An 11,340-nucleotide genomic window follows, 5' to 3' on the forward strand; every position below is an offset into this window, starting at 1 on the left:
GGCCGAGGCGGCGGGCGTCGGAGAGGCGCTCGACGACGAGGACGCCGACGCCCTCGGCCCAGGCGGTGCCGTCCGCGTCCGCCGAGAACGACTTGACCCGGCCGTCCGCCGCCAGGCCCCGCTGCCGCGAGAACTCGACGAAGGTGTTCGGCGTGGACATCACCGCGGCGCCCCCCGCGAGGGCGAGCGAGCACTCGCCCGACCGCAGGGCCCGGACCGCGAGGTGCAGCGCGACCAGCGACGACGAGCAGGCGGTGTCGACCGTGAGGGCCGGGCCCTGGAGACCCAGCGTGTAGGCCACCCGGCCGGTGGCGACACTCCCCGCCGTGCCGGTCAGGAAGTGGCCCTCCGCCTCCTCCGGAAGCCGGCCGCCGCCACCGTAGTCGTGGTACATCACGCCGGCGAACACCCCGGTGTCACTGCCGTGCAGCGAGCCGGGCGCGATGCCCGCCCGCTCCAGCGCCTCCCACGAGACCTCCAGGAGGAGCCGCTGCTGCGGGTCCATCGCCAGCGCCTCGCGCGGCGAGATCCCGAAGAACGCCGGATCGAACTCGCCCGCCTCGTGGAGGAAACCACCGTGCCGGACGTACGACGTCCCGGAATGGTCCGGGTCCGGGTGGAAGAGCCGGTCGAGGTCCCAGCCGCGGTCGGCCGGGAACTCCGAGACCACGTCACGCTGTTCGGCGACGACCCGCCACAGCGCCTCGGGCGACGCGACGCCGCCCGGGAAGCGGCAGCCCATGCCGACGATGACGATCGGGTCGTCGTCCGTACGCGGGACGACGGCGGCGACGGGCCGCACCGGGGCCGGGCCCTCGGCCCGCTCCCGCGCGAGCCCGAGCGTGAAGTCGACGACGGCGGCCGGCGTCGGGTGGTCGAAGACCAGCGTGGCCGGGAGCCGCAGACCGGTCGCGGAGTTGAGCCGGTTGCGCAGCTGCACCGCGAGCAGCGAATCGATGCCGAAGCTCTTGAACGGCTGGTCCGGGTCGATCCCCTCCGTCGACTCGCTGCCGATGACCGAGGCGAGCTGGGCGCGCACGACGTCGAGCAGCAGGCGACGGCCCTCCTCCTCCGACAGCCGGCCGAGCCTGCGGCGCAGACCCGACTCGCCGGCGCGCCGCTGCGGGACCCGCACCAGGGAACGCAGCACCGGCGACAGCGTCCCGGCGAGCGCGTCGGAGCGCAGCGAAGCCGGGTCGAGACGGGCCGGTACGAGCAGGGCCCGGTCGTCGGCGAGCGCCCGGTCGAGGAGTCCGAGGCCCTCCTCGGTGTAGAGCGGGGCGATGCCGCGCGTCGAGAGGGAGCCGTCGTCCAGGTGACCGGTCAGACCGGTGCGTTCGGCCCACAGGCCCCAGGCGAGCGAGGTGGCGGGGCGCCCGGCGGCCCTGCGGCGGGCGGCGAGCGCGTCGAGGAACACGTTGCCCGCGGCGTAGTTGGCCTGGCCCGCGTTGCCGAGCACGCCCGCCACCGACGAGAAGAGGACGAACGCGGAGAGGTCGTGGTCCGCCGTCAGTTCGTCGAGGTGCGCGGCCGCGTCCACCTTGGGCCGGAGGACGGCCGAGAGGCGCTCCTCGGACAGCGACTCGACGACGCCGTCGTCGAGCAGACCCGCCGTGTGGACGACGGCGGTGAGCCGGACGCCGGTCAGGAGCCGCGCGAGGGCCTCGCGGTCGGCGGTGTCGCAGGCCGCGAGGGTGACCTCGGCGCCGAGACCGGTGAGCTCGGCGGCGAGCTCCTCCGAGCCGGGGGCGTCGGCGCCGCGGCGGCTGACCAGGAGCAGACGGCGGGCGCCGTGCTCGGTGACCAGGTGCCGGGCGACCGAGGCGCCGAGCACGCCCGTTCCGCCGGTGACGAGCACGGTGGCGTCCGGGTCGAGCGGGGCGGCACCGGCCGGGTCGGCGGCGGAGGTGTGCCGGACGAGGCGGGGCGCGAGGAGCGCACCCGCCCGCAGGGCGAGCTGCGGCTCGGTGAGCACGGCCCCGGGCACGGTTCCGGCGTCGTGCGCCGCGTCCGTGTCCAGCAGGGCGAAGCGGTCCGGGTGCTCGGACTGGGCGGTCCTGACCAGGCCCCACACGGTGGCCTGGGCGGGGTCGTCGATCTCGGGGCCGGCGGCGCCGTCGGTCAGCACGAGGAGGCGGGAGCCGGCGAAGCGGGCGTCGGCGAGCCAGGCCTGGACGAGGCCGAGCGCCCAGCGCGCCGCCTCGTGGGCGGCCGCCGCGAGACCGGTACCCGTACCGGCGGAGTCCTGCGCGGTGTCGGGACATCGTCCGGTGACCGGACATCGCACGGCGACCAGCCGCGGCACCTCGGCCGGGACGTCGGCCAGGTCCGTGACCAGGCACAGGTCGGTGTCGGCCGAGGCCCCGACCGGCTGCCAGTCCAGGCGGAACAGCGCGTCGGCGCCGCCTCCGGCCGCCAGGTCGGCGGTGAACGGCCGCATCGTGACGTTCTCCGCGGACAGGACGGGCTTCCCCGCGCCGTCGGCGACGCGCAGGCTCACGCCGTCGCCCCGCGGGCTGAGCCACACCCGGAGGGCGTCCACGCCGTCGGTGTGGCGGGTGACACCGGACCAGGAGAAGGGCAGGACGGTGCCGGCGTCCTCGCGGAGCAGACCGACCGCGTGCAGCGCCGCGTCCAGGACCGCCGGGTGCACCCCGTACGCCGTGGCGTCCAGCTCGGCGGGCAGGCCCACCTCGGCGTAGACGTCACCGCCGGAGCGCCAGGCGGCGCGCAGGCCCTGGAAGGCCGGGCCGTAGTCGTAGCCCGCCTCGGACAGCGTGTCGTAGCGGCTCTCGACGTCGATCTCCTGGGCCCCGGGCGGCGGCCACGCGGAGAGCTCGAAGTCGGCGCTGTCGTCGTCGAGGTCGAGCACCGCGGCGGCGTGCCGGGTCCACGGGGTGTCCGCGTCGGCGTCCTGCGGCCGGGAGTGCACGGCCAGCTCCCGCTGCCCGTCGGCGTCCTGCGGCTCGACGGTCACCCGCAGCTGGACGGCCTCGCCCGGCGGGAGCAGCAGCGGTGCCTGGAGGGTGAGTTCGGCGAGCCGTCGCGATCCCACGCGCGCGCCCACGGCCATCGTGAGCTCCAGGAACGCGGTGCCGGGCAGCAGGACGACGCCCTGCACGGCGTGGTCGGCGAGCCACGGCTGCGTGTCGAGGGCGAGCCGCCCCGTGAACACCAGCCTTTCCTCCTCGACCAGTTCGACCACGGCGCCGAGCAGCGGATGCCCGGCCGAGGTCAGGCCCAGCCCGCGGGCGTCGGTGGACGCGGGCTCCGGCTCCAGCCAGTAGCGCTGACGCTGGAAGGGGTACGACGGCAGGTCGACGGTCCCGGCACGGTAGGGCGCGAGCAGGGTGGTCCAGTCGACGGCGATGCCGTGGGTCCAGGCTTCGGCGGCGGATTGCGCGAAGTGGTGGAGGGTTCCGGTGTTGCGGTGGAGGGTGGCGACGACGGCGCCGGTGTCGCCGAGGGTCTCGGTGATGCCGGAGACGAGGACGGGGTGGGCGCTGACCTCGATGAAGACGACGTCGGGGGCGGCGAGTCGGGTGACGACCTCGGCGAGGCGCACCTTGCTGCGGAGGTTCCGGAACCAGTAGGCGCCATCGAGTTCGGAGGTGTCCAGGACGGCGCCGGTGACGGTGGAGTGGAAGGCGATCCGGCCCGACCGGGGTGCGACGTCCTTGAGTTCGTGGGCGAGGGTGTCCTGGATCTCGTCGACGTGGGCGGAGTGGGAGGCGTAGTCGACGGGGATGCGGCGGGCCCAGACTCCGGTGGCCTCGCACTGGGCGAGGAGTTCGTCCAGTGCCTCGGGCTGTCCGGCGACCACGGTCGACGAGGGGCCGTTGACCGCGGCGACGGAGATACGTCCCTGCCACGGGCTCAGAAGTTCTTCGGCCTGTGCCTCCTGGACCCGCAGCGAGGCCATGCCTCCGCCGCCGGACAGGACGCGCAGGGCCTTCGAGCGCAGGGCGACGACGCGGGCGCCGTCCTCCAGGCTCAGTCCATCGGCGACGACGGCGGCGGCGATCTCGCCCTGGGAGTGGCCGACGACGGCGACCGGGTTCACGCCGTTGGCGCGCCACAGGGCGGCGAGGCCGACCATCATGGCCCAGGAGGCTGGCTGGACGACGTCGACGCGGTCGAAGCCGGGGGCGCCGTCCTCGCCGCGCAGGACCGCGGTGAGCGACCAGTCGACGAACGGGGTGAGGGCGGTCTCGCACGCGGCGATGACGCGGGCGAACTCGGGAGAGGAGTCCAGCAGATCCGTGGCCATGCCGACCCACTGCGAACCCTGCCCCGGGAAGACGAACACGGCGCGGGAGGCGGACACGCCGTTCTCGCCCCCGACCTCGCCGGAGGCCAGGGCGTCGAGCCCCGCGAGCAGCCCGTCGCGTCCCTCTGTGCCGGGGACGAAGGCCCGGGACTCGAAGGCGGAGCGCCCGGTGGCCAGCGACAGCGCGACGTCGGCGGCGGCCAGTTCGGGCCGCTCCCGTACGTGCGCGGCCAGCTGCCCGGCCGCCTCGGCCAGGGCCTCCGGCGAACGCGCCGAGACGACCCACGGCAGTGCCGCGCCGTCGAGGGCGGGTGTCCCGTCCGGCGTGGTGTCCTCGGCGGGCGTGTCCGCCGGAGCCTCCGCGAGGATGACGTGGGCGTTGGTGCCGCTGATGCCGAAGGAGGAGACGCCGGCACGGCGGACGCGGCCCTCGGCGGCGGGCCACGGACGCGGCTCGGTGAGGACCTCGACGCCGCCGTTGGCCCAGTCGACGAGTGCGCTGGGCTTGCTGACGTTGAGGGAGGCGGGCAGCTCGGCGTTGCGGAGCGCCATCACCATCTTGATGACACCGCCCACGCCGGCGGCGGCCTGGGAGTGCCCGAGGTTGGACTTGAGGGAGCCCAGCATGAGGGGCTGTCCGTCGCGCTCGGTGCCGTACGTGGCGAGCAGGGCCTGGGCCTCGATCGGGTCGCCGAGCACCGTGCCCGTACCGTGTGCCTCGACCGCGTCGACTCCGGCGAAGGTCACCCCGGCGTCCTGCACGGCGGCGCGGATCACCCGTTCCTGGGCGGGTCCGCTGGGGGCGGTGAGTCCGTTGGAGGCGCCGTCCTGGTTGACGGCCGAACCGGCGACCACCGCGAGGACCTTGTGGCCGAGGCGGTGTGCGTCGGAGAGGCGCTCGACGACGAGGACGCCGACGCCCTCGGCCCAGGCGGTGCCGTCCGCGTCCGCCGAGAACGACTTGCAGCGGCCGTCCGCCGCCAGGCCCCGCTGCCGCGAGAACTCGACGAAGATGCCCGGCGTCGACATGACCGTCACACCGCCGGCCAGCGCCAGGGAGCACTCGCCCGACCGCAGCGCGTTGACCGCCAGGTGCAGGGCGACCAGCGACGACGAGCAGGCGGTGTCGACCGTGAGGGCCGGGCCCTGGAGGCCGAGGGTGTAGGCGACGCGGCCCGAGGCCACGCTCGACGTGGTGCCCGTCAGACCGAACCCGGTGGCTGCCGCACTCGCCTCGCCGAGGCGCGGACCGTACTCCTGCGCGATGGCCCCCAGGAACACGCCCGTCGACGAGCCGTGCAGCGAGCCGGGCGTGATGCCGGCCCGCTCCAGCGCCTCCCAGGACGTCTCCAGGAGGAGCCGCTGCTGCGGGTCCATCGCCAGCGCCTCGCGCGGGGAGATCCCGAAGAACGTGGGGTCGAACGCGGAGGCGCTCTCCAGGAAGCCGCCGTTGCGCACGTACGACGTCCCGGCGTGGTCCGGGTCGGGGTGGTAGAGGCCGTCGAGGTCCCAGCCGCGGTCCGTCGGCAGGCCGGAGATCACGTCGCGCCCCTCGGCGACGACCCGCCACAGCGCCTCGGGCGAGTCCACCCCGCCGGGGAAGCGGCAGCCCATGCCGACGATCGCGATCGGGTCGTTGCTGCCCGCCTCCAGTTCACGGACCCGCTGACGGGACTGGTGGAGGTCGACGGTGAGGCGCTTGAGGTATTCGACGAGTTTGTCGTTGTCCGGTGTTGTCATGGTGATGATGCCCCCGTAGGCGTTGTGGAGCCGTGCGTGCGCGGGTTCGGGCATGGCTGCCCGTGCGGCGTGCCGGAGCACGCCGCGCGCAGCGATCAGGACAAGAGGAGGTGCGGTCCGGCGACGCGGACGTGGGATCAGAGTTCGGTGTCGATGAACGCGAGGAGTTCGTCGACGGACGCCGACTGGACGCGTGCGGACAGGTCGTCGTCGGCCGCGGCCCGCTGGGCCGGGACCCGGGCGGCCAGTGCCTGGAGCCGCTGGACGATCTCGGCCCGGACGTCGTCCTGGGTGTCGTCCGCCAGCTCGCCGAGCGCCGCTTCCAGCCGGTCGAGTGCGGCCAGGCCGGGTGCGGACGACGAGCCGTCGGGTCCGGTGGCGGATTCCGGTTTGGACGGGGCCAGTTCGGTGTGCAGCTGGGCGACGACGGCCAGCGGTGTCGGGTGGTTGAAGAGGAAGGTGGCGGGCAGGCGCAGACCGGCGGCGGTCTGCAGTCGGTTGCGCAGTTCCACGAGGGTGAGCGAGTCGCAGCCCATGTCCTTGAAGGGCCGGTCGGCGGGAATGCCGGACGCGGAGGACCGGCCGAGTACGGCGGCCGTCTGCACCCGTACGAGGTCGAGGAGCATTTCCTCCCGCTCGGCGGTGCTCAGTACGGCGAGCCGGTCGCGCAGGGTCTCCGTCGCGCGGGGCGCGGCCGCGGCCGGCGAGGCCTGGGCCGGTCGCGGTGCGGCCGGGGCCAGGTCCCGCAGGACGGGGGGCAGGTGGGCGCCCAGCGCGCCGAGCGCGGCCCGGTCCAGGGGTGCGGGCACGAGCGCGGCGGCCTCCAGCCGCAGGGCCGCGTCGAACAGGGCCAGGCCCTCGGCCCGGTCGATGGGCGCGAGGCCGGTCCGGGTGATGCGCACCCGGTCGGCCTCGGACAGGCTGCCCGCCATGCCGGCGGCGCTCGGCCGTCCCGCGGTGTCCGCCCACATGCCCCAGGCCAGGGAGACCGCGGGGAGACCCCGGGCCTTCCGGTGCTGGGCGAGGGCGTCCAGGGAGGCGTTGGCCGCGGCGTAGTTGCCCTGGCCGGCGCCGCCGACGACGCCCATCACGGAGGAGAAGAGGACGAAGGCCGCGAGGTCCTGGTCCGCGGTCAGTTCGTGCAGGTGCCGGGCCGCGGTGGCCTTGGCGGCGAGCACGGTGTCCAGGCGCTCGGGGGTGAGCGCCGTGACCACGCCGTCGTCGAGCACGCCCGCCGCGTGGACGACGGCGGTGAGCCGTACGCCCCCGAGCAGCCGCGCGACCGCGTCGCGGTCGGCGGTGTCGCAGGCCGCGAGGGTGACCTCGGCGCCGAGACCGGTCAGTTCGGCGGCGAGCTCCTCCGAGCCGGGGGCGTCGGGTCCGCGGCGGCTGACCAGGAGCAGACGGCGGGCGCCGTGCTCGGTGACGAGGTGCCGGGCGACCAGGCCGCCGAGGGCGCCGGTGGCGCCGGTGACCAGGACGGTGCCGTCCGGGTCGAGGGCCCTGGGCAGGGTGAGGACGACCTTGCCGGTGTGGCGGGCCTGGCTGACGTACCGGAAGGCGTCCGGTGCCCGGCGGACGTCCCAGGTGCTGACCGGCAGCGGGGTCAGGGCTCCCGCCGAGAGCAGCCGCAGGACGGCCGTGAGCATCTCGGAGATCCGCTCGGCCGGCTCCTGGAGCAGGTCGAAGAAGCGGTAGCCCACCCCTGCGTGGTCGGCGGCGACCCGTGCCGGGTCGCGCAGATCCGTCTTGCCCATCTCGACGAAGCGGCCGCCGTGCGGCAGAAGCCTCAGGGACGCGTCCACGAACTCGCCGGCGAGCGAGTTGAGTACGACGTCCATGCCGCGGCCCCCGGTGGCCGCGCCGAACGCGGTCTCGAAGTCCAGGGTGCGGGACGACGCCAGGTGCGCGTCGTCGAGGCCCAGGGCCCGCAGCGCGTCCCACTTGCCGGGACCCGCCGTGCCGTAGACCTCCGCGCCCAGGTGCCGGGCCAGCTGGACGGCCGCCATGCCGACGCCGCCGGCCGCCGCGTGGATCAGGACGCGCTCGCCCGAGGACAGCCCTGCGAGGTCGACCAGGGCGTGGTAGGCCGTCAGGAACACGATGGGCGCGGACGCCGCCTCGGCGTACGTCCAGGTGTCGGGCATGACGGCGACCAGCCGGTGGTCGGTGACGGCGACCGGGGCGAACGCCCCGGAGAACAGGCCCATGACCCGGTCGCCGACGGCGAGACCGGTGACACCGGGCCCGACCTCGGTGACCACACCGGCCCCTTCGAGGCCGAGCGGGCCGGGATCACCGGGGTAGAGGCCCAACGTACCCAGGACGTCACGGAAGTTGACGCCCGCGGCCCGTACCGCGACGCGCACCTCACCGTCGGCCAGCGGAGCGAGGGCCTCCGGGAAGGGTTCGAGCGCCAGGTGGTCCAGGGTCCCGCGCTCCCGCACCACCATCCGCCAGGCGGCCGTACCGGCCGGCGGAACCAGGGCACCGCCGGCCGCCGCCGGGCCGAGCCGGGGCACGAGGGGCTCGCCGTCGCGCACCGCGAGCTGCGGCTCCGTGCCGAGCAGCGGCAGCGCGGCAAGGCAGTCGCCGGCCGTCTCCACGTCGAGGAGTCCGAACCGGCCGGGGTTCTCGGTCTCCGCCGAGCGCACCAGACCCCACACGGCCGCGCCGTCCGGGTCCGCGTCGGCGTCGGAGGAGGTGGCGACGGCGGTCAGGGTGACGAGCACCAGGCGGGAGTCGGCGAAGCGGTCGTCGCCCAGCCACTCCTGGAGCAGGCCGAGCGCCCGGTGCACCGGGAGCCCGGTGCCGTCCTGCGGGCCGTCCGTGAGCGCCGTGAGGGGGGCGAGGACGACCGCCGGGGCGAGCAGCCCCGCGTCGACGGCCCGTCCGAGCTCCGCGAGGCCGGCGTACCGGGGGCCGACGCCCAGGTCGGCCGGGCCCAGGGCGACGGAGCGCGGGGACTCCTCCCCGTCCGCCGTGGCCGGCTTCCAGTCCAGGCGGTGGAGCGAGCGCGGCACGGCCACGGCGTCGCTCACCGGGCGCAGGACGAGCTCCTCGACCTCGGCGACCACCGCGTGGGCCTCGTCGACCAGGGTCAGCGACACGGCGTCCGGTCCCGTGCCGGTGATCAGGGCGCGGACGGAGCGGGCGCCGGGCTGGTGGACGGTCACACCGCGCCACGAGAAGGGCAGCAGACGCCGTCCGCCGTCCTCCAGGGCGGTGATGACGATCGGGTGCAGCGCCGCGTCGAGCAGCGCCGGGTGGACGCCGTACGAGGCGGCGTCGGTGACGGAGGCCGGCAGGGTGACCTCGGCGAACAGGTCGGAGCCGTGCCGCCGGGCGGAGCGCAGACCCTGGAAGACCGGGCCGTAGGCGTAGCCGGAGGAGGCCAGTTCGCCGTAGCAGCCGTCGACGGGCAGCGGTTCGCCCTCGCCGGCGGGCCGGGCCGCGGCGGGCGCGGGGGAGCCGTCGTGCGGGGCGAGCACGCCGGTGGCGTGCAGGGTCCACGCATCGACGGCGCCGTCCGGTGTCGCGGTGCGGGCGTGCACGGTCAGCGTGCGCGTGCCGTCCTCGCCGGGCGCGGCCACGACGACCTGCACCTCGGTGCGGCCCTCGTCCGGGATCACCAGCGGCGCGACGAGCGTGAGCTCGGCGACGTGCGGAGCGCCGGTCTCGGCGCCCGCGCGGGCGGCGAGTTCGAGGAAGGCGGTGCCGGGCAGCAGGACCGAGCCGAGGACGGCGTGGTCGGCGAGCCAGGGGTGCGTTCGGCGCCCGAGGCGGGCGGTCAGGACGGCCTGCCCGGACTCGGCGAGCTCGACGGCCGGGCCGAGCAGCGGGTGGCCCGCCGCCCCTTCGGTGCCGCGCGCGGTCAGCCAGTACCGCTCCCGCTGGAAGGCGTACGTGGGCAGGGCCGGCGTCAGGCCCGGCCCGAAGACGGCCCGCCAGTCCGGGCCGCGGCCGCGCACGTGCAGGGCGCCGAGCGCGGCGGCGAGGGTACGGCGCTCGGACCGGCCGCGGCGCAGCACGGGCACGAACGCCAGGGCGTCGTCGTCCAGACAGTCCTGCCCCAGGGCCGACAGCACACCGTCCGGGCCCAGTTCGAGGAAGGTCCGCATCCCGAGGCCGTGGAGCGCGGCGAGGCCGTCGGACATCCGCACCTCGCGGCGCACCTGCCGCACCCAGTAGTCGGGGGTGACCTCGACGGGCAGACCGGTGACGGTGGACACCATGGGCACGCGGGGCTCCGCGTACCGCACCTGCGCGGTGACGGCGGCGAACGCGTCGAGCATGCCGTCCATGCGGTGCGAGTGGAAGGCGTGACTGACGACCAGCCGGCGCGTCTTGCGGCCGCTGGCGGCGAAGGTGGCGGCGACGTCCTCGACCGCCTCGACGTCGCCGGAGACGACGACGGCGAGCGGGCCGTTGACCGCGGCGATGCTCACCTCGTGCCCGCGGCCCGCGATCAGGGCGCCGACCTCGTCCGGCGAGGCCTGGACGGCCATCATGGCGCCGCCTGACGGCAGGGCCTGCATGAGCCGGCCGCGCGCGGCGACCAGGGTGCAGGCGTCGGACAGCGTGAGGATCCCGGCGACGTGCGCGGCGGCGAACTCGCCGATGGAGTGCCCGAGCACGGCGTCGGGGGCCAGGCCCCGGTGCTCCAGGAGCCGGTACAGCGCGACCTGGAGGGCGAAGAGGGCGCACTGGGTGTTCTCGGTCCGGTCGAGCGCCTCGGCGTCGTGGAACATCACCTCGCGGACCGGCGGCATGCCGGGCACGGAGGCACGGCAGGCGTCGAGTTCGGCGCACACCGCGTCGAGGGCGGCGGCGAACACCGGCTCGGCCTCGTACAGCTCGCGCCCCATGCCGACGCGCTGACTGCCCTGCCCGGTGAAGAGGTAGGCGAGACCGTCGTCCGTGCGCGCCGTGCCGACGGCCAGGGCGGAGTGCGGCTCGCCGCGGCCGAGCGCGGCCAGCGCCGCGAGGGCCTCCGTCCGGTCCTCCGCGGTGACGGCCGCACGGTGGTCGAGCGCCGTACGCGTGGTGGCGAGGGCACGGCCGAGGTCACGCGCGGACGCCTCGCCGAGCGCGCCGGTGGCGTCGAGGGCCTCGACGAGGGCGGTGGCCTGGGCGCGCAGCGCCGGTTCGGTCCGTCCGGACAGCACCCACAGCGGCTCGGAGTCCCCGTCTCCGGCCTCACGGCCGGGCGCGAGGGACTCGGCGGGGGCTTCGGCGAGGATGACGTGGGCGTTGGTGCCGCTGATGCCGAAGGAGGAGACGCCGGCGCGGCGGGTCCTGCCGTTGGTGGGGGTCCAGGGGCGGGGTTG

Annotated in this window: 2 protein-coding genes; both read right to left on the bottom strand. The window is 75.7% G+C overall.

The features are described 5' to 3' along the window. A partial coding sequence (locus tag ACFV2S_RS37690) for an SDR family NAD(P)-dependent oxidoreductase (protein WP_385570813.1) occupies positions 1–6,064 on the bottom strand: 6,064 nt, incomplete at its 3' end. 83 nt (positions 6,065–6,147) lie between these two features. Continuing rightward, positions 6,148–11,340: SDR family NAD(P)-dependent oxidoreductase (locus ACFV2S_RS37695; protein WP_385570815.1), on the bottom strand; the 5,193-nt coding region annotated here is incomplete at its 5' end.

The organism is Streptomyces sp. NPDC059695 (assembly GCF_042733785.1).
In the GTDB taxonomy this organism is placed as follows: domain Bacteria; phylum Actinomycetota; class Actinomycetes; order Streptomycetales; family Streptomycetaceae; genus Streptomyces.